The 19,476-nt window shown below is 69.4% G+C and carries 9 protein-coding genes; all 9 read right to left on the bottom strand.

Annotated features, from left to right (window positions below; genetic code table 11):
- Positions 1 to 6 precede the first annotated feature (6 nt).
- The 9 genes from VFA06_RS18705 to VFA06_RS18665 all read right to left on the bottom strand — a co-directional run bounded on the left by VFA06_RS18705 (position 7) and on the right by VFA06_RS18665 (position 19,373).
- Positions 7 to 1,266 carry a tryptophan 7-halogenase gene (locus VFA06_RS18705; protein ID WP_324841907.1) on the bottom strand — a complete coding sequence of 420 codons (1,260 nt, stop codon included), beginning with the start codon at positions 1,264 to 1,266 and terminating at the stop codon, positions 7 to 9.
- Positions 1,267 to 1,491: 225 nt separating this feature from the next.
- Positions 1,492 to 2,727, bottom strand: a complete 1,236-nt coding sequence (locus VFA06_RS18700; protein ID WP_324841906.1) for an aromatic ring-hydroxylating dioxygenase subunit alpha — start codon at positions 2,725 to 2,727, stop codon at positions 1,492 to 1,494.
- A 69-nt stretch (positions 2,728 to 2,796) separates the two neighbouring features.
- Positions 2,797 to 5,511, bottom strand: a complete 2,715-nt coding sequence (locus tag VFA06_RS18695; RefSeq protein ID WP_324841905.1) for a PEP/pyruvate-binding domain-containing protein — start codon at positions 5,509 to 5,511, stop codon at positions 2,797 to 2,799.
- A gap of 17 nt (positions 5,512 to 5,528) precedes the next feature.
- Complete coding sequence (locus VFA06_RS18690) at positions 5,529 to 6,620, bottom strand: class I SAM-dependent methyltransferase (RefSeq protein WP_324841904.1); 1,092 nt, start codon at positions 6,618 to 6,620, stop codon at positions 5,529 to 5,531.
- On the bottom strand, positions 6,617 to 7,486 hold the full coding sequence (locus VFA06_RS18685; protein WP_324841903.1) for a thioesterase II family protein: 870 nt from the start codon (positions 7,484 to 7,486) through the stop codon (positions 6,617 to 6,619). Before VFA06_RS18685 ends, VFA06_RS18690 begins: the two co-directional genes overlap by 4 nt.
- 28 nt (positions 7,487 to 7,514) lie before the next feature.
- Positions 7,515 to 15,473, bottom strand: coding sequence for an aminotransferase class I/II-fold pyridoxal phosphate-dependent enzyme (locus VFA06_RS18680; RefSeq protein ID WP_324841902.1), 7,959 nt, complete (start codon positions 15,471 to 15,473; stop codon positions 7,515 to 7,517).
- A complete protein-coding gene (locus tag VFA06_RS18675) occupies positions 15,470 to 17,083 on the bottom strand; it encodes an amino acid adenylation domain-containing protein (protein ID WP_324841901.1) in 1,614 nt (537 codons plus the stop codon). The genes VFA06_RS18680 and VFA06_RS18675 overlap by 4 nt, the downstream gene beginning before the upstream one ends.
- The gene (locus tag VFA06_RS18670; protein WP_414639932.1) at positions 17,080 to 19,116 is read right to left on the bottom strand and encodes an aminotransferase class I/II-fold pyridoxal phosphate-dependent enzyme; all 2,037 of its coding nucleotides are present in this window, start codon (positions 19,114 to 19,116) and stop codon (positions 17,080 to 17,082) included. Before VFA06_RS18670 ends, VFA06_RS18675 begins: the two co-directional genes overlap by 4 nt.
- On the bottom strand, positions 19,113 to 19,373 hold the full coding sequence (locus tag VFA06_RS18665; RefSeq protein ID WP_324841899.1) for a hypothetical protein: 261 nt from the start codon (positions 19,371 to 19,373) through the stop codon (positions 19,113 to 19,115). Before VFA06_RS18665 ends, VFA06_RS18670 begins: the two co-directional genes overlap by 4 nt.
- Positions 19,374 to 19,476: the final 103 nt, after the last annotated feature.

The raw sequence follows: 19,476 nt of genomic DNA, 5'->3' as shown, positions 1-19,476 counted from the left end.
GGGTGCCTAAGCGGCGGGCTTGGCGTCGGCCGCGGCGAGGTTCGCGGCCTCGCGGACCGAATCCGGGGTCTGCATTACCTCGAGGCCGCCGCCGAGGCCGGAGACCAGCCGGATGAAGTCGGCCCGCTCCTCGAGCTCGCGGACCGGGTCGATCAGTTCCTGGGCGCGCGACCAGTAGTCGACGCGCTGGCGGCGGGCGTCGTAGAAGTACCGGACGAAGGAGACCACCGTGTCGAAGAAGTCGCGGTAGCTGTGCTCGTATCCCTTCTGGTATTCCGCCTCGCGCTCCGGGTCGTCGAGGATGGCGCCGGTCGTGGCCGCCGCGACGGAGGCGCTCTTGAGCGCGAGCATCACGCCGGTGGAGAAGAGCGGATCCACGAAGGCCGCCGCGTCGCCGATCATCAGGTAGCCGGGGCCGCAGAAGCGGGTGGCCGCGTACGACCAGTCCTTCGTCACCCGGAAGTCGCAGATCCGCGAGGCGCCTTCCAGCAGCCGCTTGGCCTCCTTGGTGGCCTCGAAGTTGCGGGTGAAGTACTGCTCGGGGGTCAGGCCCGACTGCACGAACAGGTCGTTCGGGCCGACGAATCCGACGCTGCGGGTGCCGTCGGAGAACGGGATGACCCAGACCCAGCCGTTGCCGTGGTACTCGGTCAGGATGTTGCCGCGGTCGGTGCCGGGGAAGTGCACTCCGCCTTGGAAGTAGCTCCACACGGCGATGTTGCGCAGGTCCTCGTGCCAGTCGATCAGATTCTCCCGATGGGCGAGCAGCTTCGCCTGGCCGGAGGCGTCGATGACGTACCGCGCGTGCGCCTCTGTGACAGTGCCCTGACGTCCTAGCCGGTAACGCACGCCGGTGCAGCGCTCGCCGTCGAACAACGGCTCGGTGACCGTCGCCTCCTCGATCACGGTGGCTCCGAGCACGCGGGCCTGGGTGAGCAGCACGTTGTCGAATTCGGCGCGCTTGACTTCGTAGGCGTACTCGATCGGCCCGACCTCGGCGAAGCGGATCGTCCACAGGTCGCGCTCGGCGCCCCAGCGCAGCGTGGTGCCGTACTTGCGCAGGTATCCGGCTTCGAGGACGTCGCGCACGCCGAGCTCCTCGAGAACCGGGATGGCGCCCGGGACGAGGGATTCGCCGACGTGGTAGCGGGGGAACTTCTCCTTTTCCAGGACCAGCACGCTGCGCCCTGCCTTGGCCAGCAGGCCGGCCGCGGCCGAGCCGGCCGGGCCGCCGCCGATCACAATGACGTCGTAGTCGTTTGCCATGACGAGCTCCTGAGGTATCGGGACGTAGGCGGATCGGGCGCGGCAGGCCGCAGCGGCTGCGCGGGGCCGGAGGTGATTGCTGGGGCCGAATCAGTCTCGTGCGAAGCGCTGACGGATCGCTGACCGCGGATTGACGCGGTCCAGGCGGTCCTGCGGCCGCGCAGAATCCGCCGGCGGGTGCGAGCGGGGAGGTTCCGCACCCGCCGACGGGGCTCGAGGTGCCGATCAGTGCGCGGGGGCTGCGGCCGTAGTCTGCTCGATGTCGTGTGATGAGCCGTTGGTGCTGTTAGCGCCGTTCATGTTGTTGACGCCGTTGGTGCTGCTAGCGCCGTTCACGTGGTTGGCACCGTTGGTGGCGTGAGCATCGGTGGCGCTGTTCTTGCCGTTAGCACCGTTGGTGCGGTTGGACGAGCCGTTGCCGTTGGTCGTCGCGGCGGCCTCTTGCAGCAGCCTGGTCCGCATGGAGACGTACTTGGCGTTCAGTTCGTCCACCGGGATGAACTTGCTGACGCCGCGTCCGCTGACCTTCGGCTCCTGGCCGAGCAGCACGCGCACGTCCTGGGGGTCCTGGACCCACTTTTCCATGTACAGCGAAAGACGCGGCACGAGGCGGCGTAGGCGCTCGGAGCGCAGCACGCCCTTGAGCCGGGGGAACTCGTACCAGCGCAGGAAGATCTCGGTGTGCTCGTCGTCGATGGGCGCGAACCAGGCGGTGACCTCGAACTGTTTGCTGGCGATGTGCGACATCGAGGGGAAGGTGAAGGTCACGTCGTAGTGGTTGGTGTTGGTCGGGTCCTCCTCCTCGACGTGGTCGAAGGAGTAACGCAGGGTCTGCCCGTCGACCTCCAGGTGGCTGTTCTCGACCTTGGTGGCGGCCAGGTAGCGTTCCCGGCCGTCGAGGCCGAACTTGCGCAGCGTGCCGTAGAGGAACAGGTAGTCCACGTAGTTGAACCAGTGGTCCCGGTGCACGTAGGTGACGTGGTAGAACTCGAGGACGCTCTCGATGTAGCGGGTGTAGTGCACCGGACGGGTCCAGTGCATGGTCGCGTGCAGGCCCGGGTGGTCGGCCACCTCGGGCGGGATCTGCACGTCGGGCAGTTCGTTCTCCGGGCGCTCGTCGCCCCACCAGAGCCAGATCAGCCCGTTCTGTTCGCGCACCGGGTAGCGCGCGATCGAGAGCGCGGCCGGTATGCGCGCGTCGGAGCCGAGCGCGGGGATGGCCACGCAGTTGCCCTCCGGGCCGTACCGGAAGCCGTGGTAGCGACATTCCACCGAGTTGCCTTTGAGCCGGCCGTCGCCGAGATTCGCGCCCTTGTGCGGGCAGCGGGCGTCCTGGCAGACCAGGTTGCCGTCGATGTCGCGCCACAGCACCAGGTTCTGGCCCATCCTGCGCACGCCGGTCGGCTTGTCGTTGGTCACGTCCTCAGGCAGCAGGATCGGGTACCACTGGTTGGGAATCATGGGGTCTCTCTCCGTCCCGCCCCGCCCACGTCGGGGCGGGGCGTCGTAGCGGTCGCGCCGCGCGGTGAATCAGGCTTCGATGATTTCGACGAGGCCGGCGTCGCCGTCGATGGTGACCAGGTCGCCGGTGTTGATGCGCTGGGTGGCGTGCTTGGTGTTGACCACTGAGGGCACGTTGAACTCGCGCGAGACGATCGAGCTGTGCGAGAGCATCGAGCCGATGTCGGTGACCACGCCGCCGGCGATGGCGAACAGCGGAGTCCAGGACGCGTCGGTGTAACGGGTGACCAGGATCTCCCCCGGCTGGAACTCATCGGCCTGCCAGACCAGGTCCTCGATGATGCGGGCGCGCCCGGTGACCCGGCCCGGGCTGGCGCCGAGCCCGATCAGCTGCGGACCGTCCGCGGCCGGGCGCGCCTGCTCGGCCGGGTCGTATTCGCCGATGAACGACAGGGGCGGTTCCGGCAGCCGCTTGTAGTGCTCGTATACCCGCCGGGTCTCGTCGATCGCGGCGCGGTCGAACACCTCGCGGGCCGGGGCGCCGCTGGCCAGGTAGGTGCGGATGTCGTCGAACTCGAGGAAGGCGACCTCCTCGACGGTGTAGAGGGCGCCTTCCTCGATCAACCGCCGTGCGACCTCGTAGATGACGTTGCGGATCAACCAGAGCGAGGTGACCATCGACATGCGCGCGGTTTCACGCAGTTCGCTGCAGTTGGCGTACAACGCGATGATCTTCTCGAGCATGGTGCGCTTGACGCGCGGCAGCGTGCGCAGGACGGCGGCGGCGTCCTCCTCTCCCCCGCCGCGGTTGCGCTTGAGGATGTCGTCGATGGACATCCCGTCCTCGGCATAACGGCGGACCATCTGGAAGATGTAGGAGGGGTCGTCGATCCAGCGCGGATGGGTCAGCTCCATCTCCTGCTGGCTGCGGGTGCCGTTCGCGCGCAGGAACGGCTCCATGTGCCGGTCCCAGAACACCGCGCCGTCTTTGTCCTCACGCAACGCGGCCTCGATGTGCTCAAGCGGGCTCTCGCGGATGATCTTCATCACGCGCGGGCGCTGCTTGGCGGCCTGCGCCACGGTCCACATCTCGCGCGCCGAGGCCACGGTGCGCAGGTTCGACATATCGGTCTTGACGCGGTTCTGTAGATTCGCGCCCGCGCTGCCGAGCCATTTCGCGCACAGCTCGGTCATCAGGCCGTAGGCGCCGAACGCGTTGATGTAGTACGGCATGTAGCCGACGTGCATGTCGTGGTAGTGCTCGAGATAGCGCTCCAGCTCGGTGTGCAGTTCGAGCCGGGTCAGCCGCGACAGGTCGATGCCGCGCGCGCGGTCGAATTCGAAGAGCCGTGAGGCGACCAGCTGCTTGCAGCGCTGCTTCATGCGCACCAGTTCGGTGGCGGTGTGCTTGATCCAGAAGGCGGTGGACTTCGCGTCCTCGATGCCGCCGGGGAAGGTCCCGTACGGGTTGCGATAGTTGGCGAGATCTACTTCCTCGCTGACGAATCGCGCCGTGAAGTGCCGCTGGTCGCGGGTCGGGAGGCACTGGCCGAGCAGGTAGGAGGTGTAGGAGACGTTGAGGTACACGTGGCCGTTGAGGTACCCCATGTATCCGACGTAGTCGCCGGTGTCGCGCACGCCTACCGCCGCGGCGCAGTGCCCGTGCACGTACTTCTGGTGGTAGCGCGCGAAGCTGAGGCCTAGTGGCGTCATCTGGCCGACGAAGATCTCGCCGATGTCCATGCGCGACCACAGTGCGCCGTGTTGTATGGCGTCGGGCTGGCGGTGCAGGAAGGGGCTGCGGGCCAGCGCCGCGACGGGCTTGGTGGTGATGGGCCGGGCTTGCAGCAGGTATAGCTGCCCATCGCTGAGAGACCATTCGATGTCTTGTTCGTCGCCGTAGTGCGAGCGCACGCGCAGGGCCAGGGAACACAGGTCGCGCAGTTGCGCGCGGGTGAGGCAGGGAGCGGTGCGGGCGGCGCCGTCGACCTTGATCATGCCGATGCGGCCGGGTTCGATCGGCGCGCATTTGGTGACCTTGTAGCGGATGCGCTCGTCGACCGGCTCCATGGTGCGGTCGTCGAGGGCGAAGAAGTCGCTGGAAACCCGTCCGGACACCAGCCCTTCGCCCAGACCGTGGCAGGCTTCGACGATCATCCGGTGCGGCTGCGGGCTGACCGGGTCCGCGGTGAACAGCACCCCGCTCACCTCGGCTCGCACCATTTCCTGCACCAGCACCGCGATCGACTCTGCGTCCCGGCCGGCCGCGCGGTAGGAAGCGGCGCGCGGTGACCACAGCGAGGCCCAGCACGTCTTGACCGCTTCGAGTAGCGCCTCGTCGCCGGCCACGTCGAGCACGGTGTCGTGCTGGCCGGCGAAGGACTGGATTGCGGAGTCCTCCTTGCAGGCGGAGGAGCGCACGGCGACGCGCGGGCTGCCCAGCTGCGCGTAGGCGGCGGTGATCAGGTCCGCGAGCGGCTTCGGGATCGCCGTGTCGGCGATCGCGCTGCGGGCGTCGGCCGGATCCATCGCGTGGATCTTTCCGGCGAGGCCGGTGTCCGCGAGGTATTGGTCGAACAGCTCGGTGGTGATGCAGAAGGCGGGTGGCACGGGCAGCCCGGCGGCGGTCATTTCGGCCAGGCGCGCGGCTTTGCCGCCCAACAGCGCGGTGTCGGCCGCGGCCGCTTCAGGTCCGGACGCGTCTTTCAGCGTGGCGATCAAGCGGGCGCCAGTGGGGGCAGTGGTGCTCGCGGCCTTGGTGCTCGCGATAGTGCGTGGTGACATGGTGGGCGCTCCTGCGGTCAGGACAGCGGGGCGTGGGGGTTGGTGCCGGTGAAGGCGCGGAACTGTTCGCCGGGCACGATCCGCCGGGCCTGCGCGTCGAGGAAACCGGCCTGCGTGAACTGTTCGACGAGCTCGTCCGCGGCCGGAAGGGGACCTCCGAAGTCGGCGTACTCGAACCAGAGGTTGAGCAGGTCGAGGCCGACGTGGCCGCCCTTGCACGAGGTGGTCAGCAGCAGCTTGCCGCCGGGGGCGAGCAGGCGCCGGGCGCGCTCCAGGATCGCCACCCGCTCGGCGGGAGCGAAGTAGTAGATGTTGTTGTGCATGGTCACCAGGTCGAACTGCGGCTCGAGCTGCAGGGTGCGCAGGTCGCCGGTGCGCACTTCCACCCGGTCGGTCAGGCCCCACTCGGCGATGTTCTTCGCGGCCTGGCGGGCGACCTCGTCCTGCAGGTCGATGGCGAGGGCGGTCAGCCGGGGGTTGAGGGAGGCCGCGTAGCGCACGTAGGTGCCGCTGCCGCAGCCGATCTCCAGGAGGCGGACGGGGTATTCGCGTTCGAGGGTGGCGTCGATGGCGGCCTCGACGAGCGGCTCGACGACGCGGGTGGAGCGGGCGATGACGCTGCCGTCTTGGTCGGCCATGGTGAAGCGCTGTCCGGCGCGCAGCATCTGCGGGGCGTTGAGCAGCACGGGTACGTGGGTTTGCATGATCTCTTCGAGCGCGGCGGCCAAGGCGTCGTGCTTCATCCGGGCCAGCAGTTTGGCGCTGCGGCTCTTGAGCCGGTAGCAGCCCTCGTGCTTGTCGAATTCGCCGAGGCGGACGCCCACCTCCAGCCAGGCGCGCAGCCGCCGCTTGTCCTCCTTGCCCTCGACGCCGAGCTTGATCGCGAGCGTCTCCAGGTCGCACGGACGCACCGCCATCCAGCGCAGCAGGCCGTTGCCCGCTGCGGAGGCGAGGAACGTGGCCCGGTACAGCGGGGTGACGAAGCGCTTGGACAGCGCGAGCAGGAGCGGGACCTGCGGCGTTGTCAGGACCTTGCCGAGCGTGGCGGCTTGGGCGACCGCGCGGGGCGCGCGATTGCGGGTGGTTCCGGCGACATGCAGCGTCGTCATGAGGGGTTCCTTCCGGAGGGGCCGGCGGGTTCGCCGGTGTGCGCGTGGACGAGCGCGTCCAGGTCCCGGCGCAGCTGGGTGAGGAGCAGCGAGCGGGCGGGGCCGGTCAGATAGAAGTGGTTGCCGGGAAAGTCCCGGCGCAGCAGCGAACCGGTGGTGTGCTCGCGCCAGGCCTCGACCTGCGCGGCGGTGGCGATCGGGTCGTGGGTGGCGCACAGCGCGGTCATCGGGCAGCGCAACGGGGGCCGCGGGGTCCAGCGGTAGCGGTCGCACACGGTCAAGTCCGCGCGCAGCACCGGCAGGCGCCGCTCGAGATAGGCCTCGCCGCTCTGCTCGTCGGGGCCGAGGCCGCCCAGATCCCGGACCAGGTCGCGCAGCTGCGGGTCGGCGAGCAGGTGGTCGGCCCGGTCGCCGTAGAGGTGCGGGGCCTTGCTGCCGGAGACGAAAAGGTGTGCGGGCTCCGCGAAGCCGCGCCGACGTAGTTCGCAGGCCACTTCGTAGGCGACGAGCGCTCCCATGCTGTGGCCGAACAGCGCGTACCGCTCGGCCAGGCCGCGTGCCGCGATCGCTGCGGCCAGCTGCTCGGCGAGTGGCCGCATCGAGGTGTATGGCTGTTCTCGAATACGCAGACCGCGTCCGGGCAACAGGACGGGGACCACTGCGACGGCGGAGCCGAGCGCTGCGCTCCAATCGCGGAAGATCGACGGGGTGCCGCCCGCGTAGGGCAGGCAGATCAGGCGCAGCGGTGCGGCGGGATCGGGCGTCGCACTGACGTCCGGGAACCAGGCGTCGACGTCCGCGGTTGGGGTTCGCGTGAGTGCGGGCCCCGGTTCCTGCGGGCGCGGTGGCCGGTCGGTCAGCAGCATGGATCCGAATCCTGTTCCCGAATAGGCGCTAGCGGGCAACGTGCCTGCGGCCCTCGGCCGAGTCGAGCCAGGCGAGGGTCAGGCGCATGCCCTCCTCGAAGCTGGTCTCGCTCTTGAAGCCGAAGTCTTCTCGGGCGCGGTCGATCGGATAGGACTGGTAGCGGTCCAGCAGCCGCACGGCGTGCCGGGTGAGCACCGGCCGGGCGCTGATGCGCAGCGCGCCGTAGACCTTCTCCGAGACCGTGGCCACGCCGGTGGCCAGCGGTCCCGGCAGGTTGACCGACGGGGCCTTGGCGCCTATGCCGCGCGCCAGCGCCTCGATGTATTCGCGCCAGGTGGTGAGTTCCGCGTCGCGCAGGTTGTACGCTCGGCCGATCGTGTCAGGGCTCGTGCACGCGGCGATGATGGCGTCCGCGGCGTTGCCGACGTAGAGCAGTCCGGCCGGGACCCGGCCGCCGCCGATGTAGACCATCTGCTTCTTGAGCAGCAGGTTGGCGATCTCGATGACGAAGTCCTTGCTGCGCGGGCCGTAGACCGACACCGGCCGCACGATCGTCAGCGGCAGACCAGCGCGCGCCGCCGCCTCACGTACTGCCCGCTCCCCCATCACCTTGCTGCGGTTGTAGGGCAGGCCGATGTCCCGCGGTTCAGTACTCTCGTCGCAAGGGATCACCGGGTAGCCGTAGACGTCCGTGGTGCTCAGGTGCAGGAAGCGCTCCACAGTGCCGGCTTGTGCAGCGGCGTTGACGAGGTTCACGCAGCCGTCGACGTTGACGGAGCGGAACTCCTCCCAGGGGCCCCAGTCGGCCGACTTGCCGGTGCAGTTGTACACGTAACGCACACCCTCGGCGGCGCGGCGCAGGCTCTCGGGATCGTCGAGGCTGCCGGTGGCCAGTTCGATCGGCAGTCCGGCCAGGGCGGTGTGGTCGCTGCGGCGGCGGACCAGGGCCCGTACCCGGTAGCCGTGGTCGGCGAGCCGGCGCACGAGGTGGCCGCCGATGAATCCGCTGGCTCCCGCGACGAGCACTTCCGCGCTGCCGCGGGCGCCGTTGCCGCGCTCGGTGCGCACTTCGGGCACGGCCTGGGCCGACGCGGTGCCGTCACGCCCGGTGCCTGTGCCTGTGCCTGTGCCTATGCCGTTGCCGGTGCGGGGTGATGAGGGTTGTGTCGGCCGCTCATCGGCCGAGTACTCGTCCATGGCCTGTCCCAGAAGATCGAGGGAGTGATCGAGGTCTGCTTCGGTGTGATCGGTGTTGATGAAGAAGCGCAGCCGGCATTTGTCGCGGTCGACCGCGGGATAGCCGATCGGCATGACATTCACGCCCGCCGTGTGCAGGGTGTTGGAGATCGCCATAGCGCGCTCCCAGTCGCCCAGGATGATCGGGACGACGGCGGAGGCCCGGGAGACTCCGATGTCCATGCCGCGGTCGCGGGCCGCCGTGCGGAAGTACTCCGCCAGGCGCTGGACGTTGGCAACGCGGTGCGGTTCGTCCTGGATGACGCGCAGGGCTTCGAGCGCCGCAGCCGCGTTGGCCGGCGAGATGCCGGTGCTGAAGATGTAGAGCGGCGTGGTGAACTTCAGGTATCGGATGATCTGTTCGTTCGCCGCGATGTATCCGCCGAGGCTGCCCAGCGCCTTGCTGAGCGTGCCCATCCACAGGTCGACCTGGTCGCGTGGCACGCCGAAGTGCTCGCCGACGCCGCGCCCGGTGCGGCCGAGCACCCCGATGGAGTGCGCCTCGTCGATCATCAGCATGGCGTCGTGGCGCTGCTTGACCTCGATGAAGCGCGGCAGGTCGGGCAGGTCGCCGTCCTGGCTGTAGGCGCCCTCGATGAGTACGACCGCGCGGCGGTGCTGGTCGCGCAAGGTGCCGAGGATGCGGTCGAGCGCCTGCCAGTCGTTGTGCGGGAAGGGGCGGCGCCGGGCGCCCGACAGCATGCTGCCGCGCACGGAACTGTCGTGGATCCAGGCGTCGTGCAGGATCAGGTCCTGCGGGCCGAACAGGTGGCCGACGGTGGCCACGTTGGTCGCGTGGCCTCCGGCGAACACGATGGCCGCGTCGGTGCCGAGGAATGCGGCGATCTCGCTGTCCAGCTCGTGATGCAGCGGGGTTTCGCCACACAGCAACGGGGTGGCCGAGCAGGAGGTGCCGTAGCGCTCGATCGCGTCGAGGGCGGCTTTGCGCACGCGCGGGTGGTGCGAGAGTCCGAGGTAGTTGAAGGCCGAGAAGTTGATCATCTGGTGGCCCTCGACGACGGCCACTGCCGCGTTGAATCCGTCGTGGATGCGGCCGTAGGGATTGGCGCCGCTGGATTCGGCCTGCCGCAGCCGGCCGCGCAGCTCGGCGTATTCCGCCCAGTCCGTGAAGGATCGCTCGCGCTGGACCGGTGCCGCCGGTTCGGGTGAGTGGGTCGGCATCGGTGTCGGCGTTGGCACTGGCGCCGACGCCTGCTGGGGCGGGACGAGCGGAGCCACAGGGTCGCCGAGATCGCGGCCGTTGTTCAGCAGCGCGATCAGCTGAGCGACGGTGGGATCGTCGGGCAGCGCTTCGCGGATCCGGTCAAGCAGGTCCAGATTCCCAGCGGTGACGCGTCGCTGCAGGTCGGTCTTCATCAGCGAGTCGAATCCCAGGTCCATGCCGAGCCGGGCGTTCGGCGGGATCTGATCAGGCGGGAAGCCGCACACCTGGGAGATATGGCCGATGACCTGCTGACGGAGCGCCTCACCGCTTCGGCCTGCCGAGTAACCCGGCGCCGTCGCGATGGCGGCCATCTGGCGTCCCGTCGCCGTCCTCATAGAGTCGGTGAAACGTGGCAGGGCCGGTGCGCTGCCATTGACCTGGTGCGGGATCGCTGCTTGAGGGACCGCTGTTTGCGGGAACTCAGCGCTCGAGGTTCCGGCCGCAGCCTGCGCGGACGCGGTGAACCAGTAGCGCTGCGGTTCCAGCACGGTGCGCGGAAGGGAGACTCGTCGCGGTCGTCGCTCCGCCGGGTCGAGCGCCCCCCAGTCGACCGTCGCGCCGACACAGTGAAGCTGCCCGAGGGAGCGCAACAGCACTTCTGCGTCCTCGGAGCCGCGACGCAACGAGGGCAGCCACAGTGGCGCGCCACCTGTCGCAGCGTCAGATGCAGCGTCGGTTCGAGTTATCGCCCTGCCGAGATTCAGGAGCGTCGGGTGCGGGCCGACTTCGACGAATGCGGTGCAGCCCTGTCGCATCAGCGTTCTGAATCCATCGGCGAAGCGGACGGTTCCGAGCATGTGCTCGACCCAGTAGTCCGCGTCCACGACACCGGCGGCCTGGCCGGTGGCGTCCGACACCCAAGTGATCACGGGCTGGGTGAACCCGATACGCCGCGCCGCGGCGCGCAGCGGGGCGGCTGCCCCCGCCATCAGCTTGGAGTGAAAGGCATGCGAGACGGCGAGCGGCCGAACCGTGACGCCGCGGCTTTCCAGCACGTCCCTGACGGCATTGATCTCGGTGTCGAGCCCCGAAAGCACGATCTGGTCATCCGTGTTGACCGCCGCGATGGCCACGGAGGCGAAGTCGGCGGCGGCTGACTGGATGGTCCCGGCGGGTCCGGCGCAGGCGATCATCGCGCCATCGCCCGGCTGCGCGTCCATGTGCCGTCCGCGCTCGGCAGCCAACGTAAGTGCGTCCTCGAAGGACATCGCTCCGGCGACGCAAGCGGCGGCGAGGGCGCCGATGCTGTGTCCAAGCACTGCGGCTGGCCGCACAGCGAGCGAGATCCACAGCTGCGCGATCGCGATCTCGAAGGCGACGAGGGCGGGCTGGCAGTGTCGGGTGCGGCGAAGCTGCTCCGCGCCGTGCGGGCTGAAGTACAGGTCGAGCAGTGAGCGGTCGAGCAGCGGCTTCAGAATCCGCTCCGCTCGGTCGATCGTGTCGGCAAACTGCGGAAACGATTCGTAGAGAGATCGGCCCATGCCGGCGTACTGGCTGCCTTGTCCGCTGAACAAGAACGCCACCGGCGGGCCGGAATGGAATGCGGCCTCACCCTTGATCAGATTCGGGCGCGCCTCGCCCCGGGAAAGAGCGTCGAGCGTGTCGTCGAGTGCTGCGATCGAGTCGCTGACGAGCACTGCCCGGTGGCTGAGCGCCGCGCGGCCGGTGTTCGCGGTGTGGCAAAGCTCGTCGAGCCGGATTTCCGGGTTGGCGGCCATGTGAGTGCGGTAGCGGTGAGCGAGCGTCGTCAGCGCGGTGGGTGTGTGCGCGGACAAGCAGAGCGCGTGAACGCCTCGCGTCGGCGGCATCGCGGCAGGCGGTGAGGGCGGCGCAGTGGACAGCACCACGTGCACGTTCGCGCCGCCGAACCCGAAGGAACTGACCGCCGCGCAGGCCGGGCCGCCGCTTGGGCGGGCAAGTGGCTGGCGGCGCACCGGGACCGTCAGGGTGCTGCCGTGCTCGGCCAGATGCCGGTTCGGCGTGCGGAAGTGTATCTGTGGCGGCACCTCGCCGTGATGCAGGATCAGCGCCGCCTTGATCAGCCCGGCCGCCCCGGCCGCGGCCTCGAGATGGCCGATGTTCGCCTTGGCCGAACCGACCAGGCACGAGGCGTCGTCGCGGCCGTAGACCTGCGCCAGCGCCTCCCACTCGATCGGGTCGCCTAGCGGCGTGCCGGTGCCGTGCGCCTCGACGTACGCGATCCGGTCGGCGTGCAGCCCGGCCTGGTCGAGCGCGCGCTCGATGACGTCGCGCTGCGCAGTGCTCTTCGGCGCGGTGAGACCGTTCGCGCGTCCACCGTGGCTGTGATGCGAGCCGTTGACGGTGGCGTAGATCCGGTCGCCGTCCGCGAGCGCTGCGGACAGCGGTTTGAGGCAGACCAGGGCGACGCCCTCGCCGCGCACATAACCGGTTGCCGCGTCGTCGAAGGTGCGGCAGCGCCCGTCGGTGGCGAGCATGCGGCCGCGGGAGAAGGCCGCGGACAGGCCCGGCGTTATCAGAAGGTTGACTCCGCCGGCCAGCGCGACGGTGCACTCCCCCGCGCGCAGGCTTTGGCAGGCCAGGTGGATCGCGGCCAACGAGGAGGAGCAGGCGGTGTCCACCGCGATGCTCGGTCCGTGCAGGTCGAGCAGGTAGGACAGCCGGTTGGCGGCGATGGAGTGGGCATTGCCGGTGGCGCTGTGGATGTCGACGGCGTCGAGGTCGCGCATCTGCAGCTCGGAGTAGTCGTGGCTGCTGATGCCGACGAACACTCCGGTGTTCGTACCGGCCAGCGCGGTCGGCGCGATCGCGGCGTCGTCGAGGGTGTGCCAGGCGGTTTCCAGCAGGAGCCGCTGCTGCGGGTCCATGCGCTCGGCCTCTCGTGCCGAGATGCCGAAGAACCGGGCGTCGAAGCGGTCGATGTCGTCGATGAAGCCGCCGTGCTGCGGCAGGTCCGCACGCGGCGCCGACCAGCGCTGCGCCGGCACCTCGGTGATCGCGTCGCGGCCGTCGAGCAGCAGTTGCCAGAACGCCTGCGGATCGGGCGCGCCCGGCAGCCGGCAGCCGATGCCGATGATCGCGATCGGTTCGGCGCCGCGCTCGGCGGCCCCCGAACCGGTCGTGGAGCGGAAGAAGGCTCGGCCGCCGTCGGGCCGGTTGTCGCGCGGCCTCGTGTTGTCGCGGGCCCGCTCGTCGCGCGCCCGGCCGTCGCGCGGCCGGCTCAACGCGGCAGCGAGGTCGCGAGGGGTCGGGTGGTTGAACGCGGCGGTCGGCGAGAGCGGTCTGCCGAGCCACTGCCCCAGTTCGTCGAGGATCATCACGGCGGTCGGCGAGTCGATGCCGAGCGCGGACAGCGGCCGGGTGGGGTCCAGGGCGGTGGCGGGCAGGCCGAGCCGGTCCGCTGCCCGCGCGATGAGCCAGGATTCGATCTCGGCCGCGGTACGCACGGACTGCGGCGGCTGGACGAAGAGCGAGCCCAGGTCGCGGGTAAGGCTTTCGCCGAGCAGCTGCGCGGTGAGGGTCTCGACGCGCGGATCCATCAGCAGCGCCCCGAGGTCTACCCGAGTGTCGAGCCGCTCTTCGAGCGACTGGGCCGCACGGGCGAGGCGTGGATAGTCGACGCCGAGCTCGGCGAGGCGGCGGCCGGCCAGCTCGTCGCGGCGCAGCTCGCGGCCGAGCACGTCGCTGAGCACGTGCGCGATCGCGTCAGCCACCCGTTCGCGGCGGTCGGCGACCGAAAGACCTTGGGCCGGGCCGGCCGAAGGCGACGTCGACGGCGCCGCGCTCTGCCTGCTCACGCTGGCCGCGAGCACCGACAGGTCCAGGTGGAGGAAACGCTGCTTGCAGGCTTGGCGCTGGATCTTGCCGCTGGTCGTCTTCGGGATGGTGGCCCGCTTGAGCAGGAGGACGGCGTGCGGCGTCACCTCGTGCTGCTCCAGGACGGCGGCGCGCACGGCCGCCAGCAGCGCCGCCGGATCGTCGGGCCGTGATTCGACCTCGAAGGCGAGCACCAGCTGTTCGGTGTCGTCGAGTTCGACGCCGAAGACGGCGCCGCAGCCGGGGCGGACGGCGGTGGCGGCCTGCTCCACGGTGAGCTCGATGTCCTGCGGATAGTGGTTTCGGCCCTGGATGATCACGACGTCCTTGGTGCGGCCGACGATGTGCAGCTGCCCGTCGCGGATGAAGCCGAGGTCTCCGGTGCGCAGGTACTCGGTTTCCGGTTCGCCGTCGATGCGAGCTCGGAAGGTTTCGCGGGTCGCTTCGGGCCGGCGCCAGTAGCCGCGCGCGACATTGGGTCCGCAGATCCAGATCTCGCCGATCCGGCTGTCCGGCACCCGGCGCGCGGTCTGCGCCTCGACGATCGCGATGCCGACGTCCTCGACCGGCTCGCCGCAACCGACCAGGCGCGTCGCCGGCGAGCCGGACGGCGCCGCGGCCCTCGCTTCGCCCGCGCCGAGCGCCTCGGTGCAGAAGCTGGTGACGACCGGCGGTTCGTGCGCGGCGACGCCGCTGGCCATGAGCGTCGCCTCGGCCAGTCCGTAACACGGCATCAGAGCACTGCGTTTGAATCCGCACGGCCCGAAGTAGTCGACGAAGCGGTCAAGGGTGTCGGCGCGCACCGGTTCGGCGCCGTTGAGCGCGAGCCGCCATGCGCTCAGATCGAGCGTGTCGCGCTGCTGCGGAGTCACCCGCCGCAGGCAGTGCTCGAAGCCGAAGTTAGGGGCGACGCTGGTCGAGGCGCCCGTCTCGGAGAGGGTCTGCAGCCACATCAGCGGCCGGGTGACGAACGTCATCGGCGCCATGAGGTGGGCCGGGAATCCGCCGTAGAGCGGCGAGAGGATGCCGCCGATCAAACCCATGTCGTGGTACGGCGGCAGCCAGGAGACCATCGCGCTGTCGGCGTCGTGCCGCAGCCGGCGGTGGATCGAGCGCAGGTTGCTGACCAGGTTGCCGTTGCTGACCATCACGCCCTTGGGCGTGGCGGTCGAGCCGGAGGTGTATTGCAGGAACGCCAGGGTGCCGCCGGTCGCCTCCGGGTCGCGCCAGGTCTCGGCGCGCGCGTCGTCGAGCAGGTCGCTGGCGACCCAGTTCAGTGCGCTGAGACCCAGTGCGGCGATCTCCTCGCGCTTGGCGGCCGCGAAGTCGGCCAGCGCCTTGGTCGTGAGGGCGTGGGTGGCACGCGCGTCCCGGGCGATGGCGGCGAGGCGCTGCATGCTCTGGCCGAAGCGCCGGGTGTCTGGCGGATAGGCCGGAACGGCGATGGCGCCGGCGTACAAGCAGCCGAAGAAGCAGGCGATGTACTCCAGTCCTGGCGGGTGGAGCAGCAGCACCGGCCGACCGCGCAGTCCTGCTTCGGTCAGGTGGACCGCGATGGTGCGGGCGCGCAGGTCGAGCTGCCGGAAGGTGTAGGTGGCGCTGTCGGCCGGGCCGGTCAGGAATCGGTAGGCGACCGCGTCGGGCCGGTGGCGCACGTGGTGGCGCAACAGCCCGGCCACGGTGTCCGGCTCAGACCCCTGCCAGTGCTCTTCGATCGGTGCAAGCGTCATGATCGGCTCCGTGACGTGGGGGTCGGTTCCGGCCGGCCGGTCTCCTCCTCGCGGCCGAGGCGGCGGTAGTCGGTCTTGCCGTTGGCGTTACGCGGCAGGTCGCCTAGACGGGTAGCCATGTGCGGCACCATGTACGGAGGCAGGTGCAGCGCGCAGTGGCGCTTGATCGCCAGGAGGCTGGGAGCCGGAGCCCCGGGCCGCAGGACGTAAAACAGGGCGAGGCGAGTCGCCGCACCCTCGCCGACGGTGATCACCGCGGCGGCCGCGATATCCGGGTGGCGCAGGGCGGCGGCTTCGATCTCGCCGAGTTCGACGCGATATCCGGAGAGCTTGACCATGCGGTCCTTGCGTCCGCGGTAGAGCAGCCGCCCTTCCTCGAAGCAGACCAGGTCACCGGTGCGATGACGGCCGGCGCGGTGGTCGCGGGCGGCGGGCTCTGCCTCGCGCCGCCAGTAGCCGGGGGTCACGCAGTCGCCTTCGACGACGAGTTCGCCGAGCGCTCCGGGCTGCGTGACGGGGCGGTCTTCTTCGTCGAGCACGAGCAACCGGGTGCCGCTGATCGGGCCGCCAATCGGCACGGGATCGGTTCGTTCGAGGTCTGCGGCGCCCACGCGGTAATACGTACAGACGTTGGTTTCGGTGGGACCGTACAGGTTGTAGAGGGAGCACAATTCCGGTAGCGCTGCGGCCAGCGCGCGCAGCTGGGCGATCGGGAAGACCTCTCCCGCGAACAGCACGTAGCGCAGCGTCTTGGCCGACTCGGAGGTCAGCGCGCCGGAGGCGGTCAGCAGGTGCAGGATCGAAGGCACCGAATACCAGACGGTGACGGCGTGCTCGCGAATGCCTGCGGCCAGTGCCGCGACGTCGCGGGTGGCGGCGTCGGGCACGATCCACACCGAGGCGCCCGCGCTGAGAGCCGTGAAAAGGTCGAAGGTGCTCAGGTCGAAGTTGAACGAGGCATGGTTCGCGAAGACATCGCTGGGTCCGAGATCCAGTTCTCCGCGGGCCCAGCCGACGAAATTGGCCAGGCTCCGGTAGGAGATCTTCACGCCCTTGGGGATACCGGTCGATCCGGACGTGTACAGGATCGCCGCGAGATCCTCCGGGGCGGCCGTATCTGGCGATCCCGCGCTGGCCGCCTGCTCCATCGACGACCAAGACCGAATCAGCGCACTGTTGTACCTGAGCGCCTCTTCGACACGAGCCTTGCCATCCTCATCGTCAGCTACGATCACCGCCCGCACGGATTCGGGCAGCGGTCGGCCGACCAACTCCCCTACGTGCGCGCGGTCGGTGAACACTGCGACGGGTTCGGCGTCGGCGAGGATTGTGTGCACGCGAGCTGCCGGCTGTTTGGCGTCGAGCGGAACATAGGCGCACCCGGCGTGCATGGCAGCGAGAATCGCCGTGGCGTAACGCGGGCTCTTGCCCATCCAGATCGCCACACGGTCGCCGTGCGTCGCCCCGAGGTCCCGCAACCCTCGGCGCATTTGGTCGACCTGCGCGACGAGCGTGCCGTAGGTGACAGTGTCCCGTCCAAGGAGAGCCGGGCGGATAGCCTGCTCGGGCGTTAGCGCAGCAGGCAGCCGAAGCAGCGCCGTGTCGATCATGCGCTCAGGCCCCTTACTTCCCCGGTCGACGGCCTGCGCTGTCCGCGGTGGCCCGCTAACACCCCGACCTCCTGCGCGGCGTCGATGAAGATCTGCGCGGCCTGATCGAGGTCATCGACGGTGTGCTCGCTCGTTACGCTGACGCGCAGCCGGCCTTGCCCGAGCGGCACCCCCGGGAAGACAACGGTCTGGCAGAACAGACCGCGGGCACGCACCGCGCGACCCATCTCCATCGTGGTGCGCTCGTCGCCGATGACGATCGGCAGGATGGCGCTGTCCGTGTTCTCCAGGTCGAGCCCGGCCTCCTGGAGCCGCCCTCGCAGCAGCCTGATATTCGACCACAGGGTATTGATGCGCTCAGGTTCGGATTCGATGACGTCGATGGCGGCGATCAGTCCGGCCGCCACGCCGGCGGGAATCGTCGCGGCGAAGACGTACGAGTCGGCGTAATACCGCAGGTATTCGATGACGTCCTCGTCGCCGACGACGAAGCCGCCCATGCCGGCGAGGGTCTTGCTCATGGTGCCGAGTTCCAGGTCGACCTGGCCCTTCAGCCCGAAGTGCTCGGCGGTGCCGGTGCCGCGGGCGCCGAGGACTCCGGTGGCGTGGGCGTCGTCGACCAGGACGCGGGCGCCGTAGCCCTTCGCGAGCCGCACGATCTCCGGCAGGTCGCAGATGTCGCCGTGCATGCTGAACACCCCGTCGGTGACGATCAGCGTGCCGGTGTCCCGGTCCTGCGCGCGTTCGAGGATCCGCTCGAGATCAGCCATGTCGTTGTGCTGATATATCCGCCGGGCCGCGCCGGACAGCTTGCCGCCGTCCACGATGCTCATGTGGTTGAGCTTGTCGACCGCGACCGTGTCGTAGCTCTTGGCCAAAGCGGCGATGGTGCCCAAGTTCGCCGAGTATCCACCTGGGAAGACGATGCAGGCCGGGCGCTGCTTGAAGGCGGCGAGTCGCCGTTCGAGCTCCTTGTGCAGCACGTTGGTGCCGCCGATGAGCCTGCATCCGGTGTTCGTGGCGCCGTAGACGCGGGTGGCGTCGCAGATCGCGTCGATGACCCTGGGGTGGTTGGCCAGCCCGAGGTAGTTGTTGGACGCGAACATCAGGTACTCGCGAGTGCGGCCGGTCTGCTCGTCGCGAATGACCGCGCGGTTCTCGCAGCGCGACTGCAGCGGCATCCCGTACCAGTAGAGGTTTTCCTGCTCGCGGCGCCGGCGGTAGGCGGCGAAGGCGCGGGCCTTGGCGAACAGGTCCGGATCGCGCTGCTCGACGAAATCCTTCATCGAGCGCGGGTCCCACTCTCGCCGCGCCGGGGTCGCCCTGGCCGAAGGCTCAACGCGTGCGCGGTCCGCTGCCGAAGTCTCGGCCCGCCGCAGGTCCGAGAGTACGCGGACGTCTTCCTCGGCCATGGCTAATCCCGGCTCTGATGAGCGAGGCCGGGCAACTGACGGCAGCACGGCGCCGGCCGGCCGCGCTGCCGTCAGTTGCGCGGCAAGATCCCGCAGCGTGCGTGCCGCAACCGGCGCGTGCGCACCATGTGGCAGAGCGAGGGCGCGTGCTGCATCCGCGGCGATCGCCGCGAGTACGACCGAGTCAATGCCGAGGTCTCCCTCCAAGTCCGCGTCCGGATCGAGTTGGTGGCGCGGGTAATGGGTGTGCGCGATCGCCGCCGCGAGTACGTCCTCGAGCACGTCCTCGGGTACGTCCTCGCCGCCTCGGAACTGTCGCGCCGCAGTGCCTGCGCCCGCCGGCTCGCGCAGATCGTTCGAATCACCGAGGATCTGCTCTACCGCTCGCACCAGGTCCCGGATCGTGGCCTGACCGCCGGCCAGATCGGCGCGGATCCCGAACTGCTCCTTCACTTCGGCGAGGATCGATTCCAGGACGACGGAGTCGATGCCGAGTTCACCCTCTAAGTGGCTGTCGGGCTGAAGATGCGCGGTGTCGTACAGGGTGTGCATCGCGATGATGTCCACGACGCGTCGATGCACCGACGCGGAAGCCACATCCAGGCTGGCCATGCTCGTCATCGCACGCCCTCGCTTTCCGTGCGCAGTCGCTCCACCAGCGCGGCGATCGCCGCGACGGTGCGGAAGTTGTCCGGGGCGACCTCACGCAGCGGCACGGTGACGCGGTATTCCGTCTGCACGTGGTGTACGAGGTCGAAGATCTCCGACGAGTCGATGATGTTGAGCTCGAGGAGCGGCACGTTCTCGTCGAGCCCGTCGGCGTCGCCTTTCATCCAGGTGTCCGCGATGTACGTGAGAAGTGACTGTGCGATCGTCATGGGCTCCTCGATCCGGAGATCCTCGGTGCGCTGCGGTCGGGCGAGGTGCGGCTTGAACGGCATCAGGCCCGGGCAAGCCACGAGTCAGCGTCTCGGAGGCGAC

This window comes from Actinocrinis sp. (assembly GCF_035653575.1).
In the GTDB taxonomy this organism is placed as follows: Bacteria; Actinomycetota; Actinomycetes; order Streptomycetales; family Catenulisporaceae; genus Actinocrinis.
Note: the sequence above shows the minus strand (reverse complement) of the source record. Positions and strands in the feature narration are given on the sequence as shown.

Bases quoted from the DNA above. Each gene is read 5' to 3' on its own strand.
- VFA06_RS18690 (WP_324841904.1), bottom strand. From the start codon at position 6,620: ATGACGACGCTGCATGTCGCCGGAACCACCCGCAATCGCGCGCCCCGC.
- VFA06_RS18670 (WP_414639932.1), bottom strand. From the start codon at position 19,116: ATGACGAGCATGGCCAGCCTGGATGTGGCTTCCGCGTCGGTGCATCGA.
- VFA06_RS18685 (WP_324841903.1), bottom strand. From the start codon at position 7,486: ATGCTGCTGACCGACCGGCCACCGCGCCCGCAGGAACCGGGGCCCGCA.
- VFA06_RS18695 (WP_324841905.1), bottom strand. From the start codon at position 5,511: ATGTCACCACGCACTATCGCGAGCACCAAGGCCGCGAGCACCACTGCC.
- VFA06_RS18665 (WP_324841899.1), bottom strand. From the start codon at position 19,373: ATGACGATCGCACAGTCACTTCTCACGTACATCGCGGACACCTGGATG.
- VFA06_RS18680 (WP_324841902.1), bottom strand. From the start codon at position 15,473: ATGACGCTTGCACCGATCGAAGAGCACTGGCAGGGGTCTGAGCCGGAC.
- VFA06_RS18705 (WP_324841907.1), bottom strand. From the start codon at position 1,266: ATGGCAAACGACTACGACGTCATTGTGATCGGCGGCGGCCCGGCCGGC.
- VFA06_RS18675 (WP_324841901.1), bottom strand. From the start codon at position 17,083: ATGATCGACACGGCGCTGCTTCGGCTGCCTGCTGCGCTAACGCCCGAG.
- VFA06_RS18700 (WP_324841906.1), bottom strand. From the start codon at position 2,727: ATGATTCCCAACCAGTGGTACCCGATCCTGCTGCCTGAGGACGTGACC.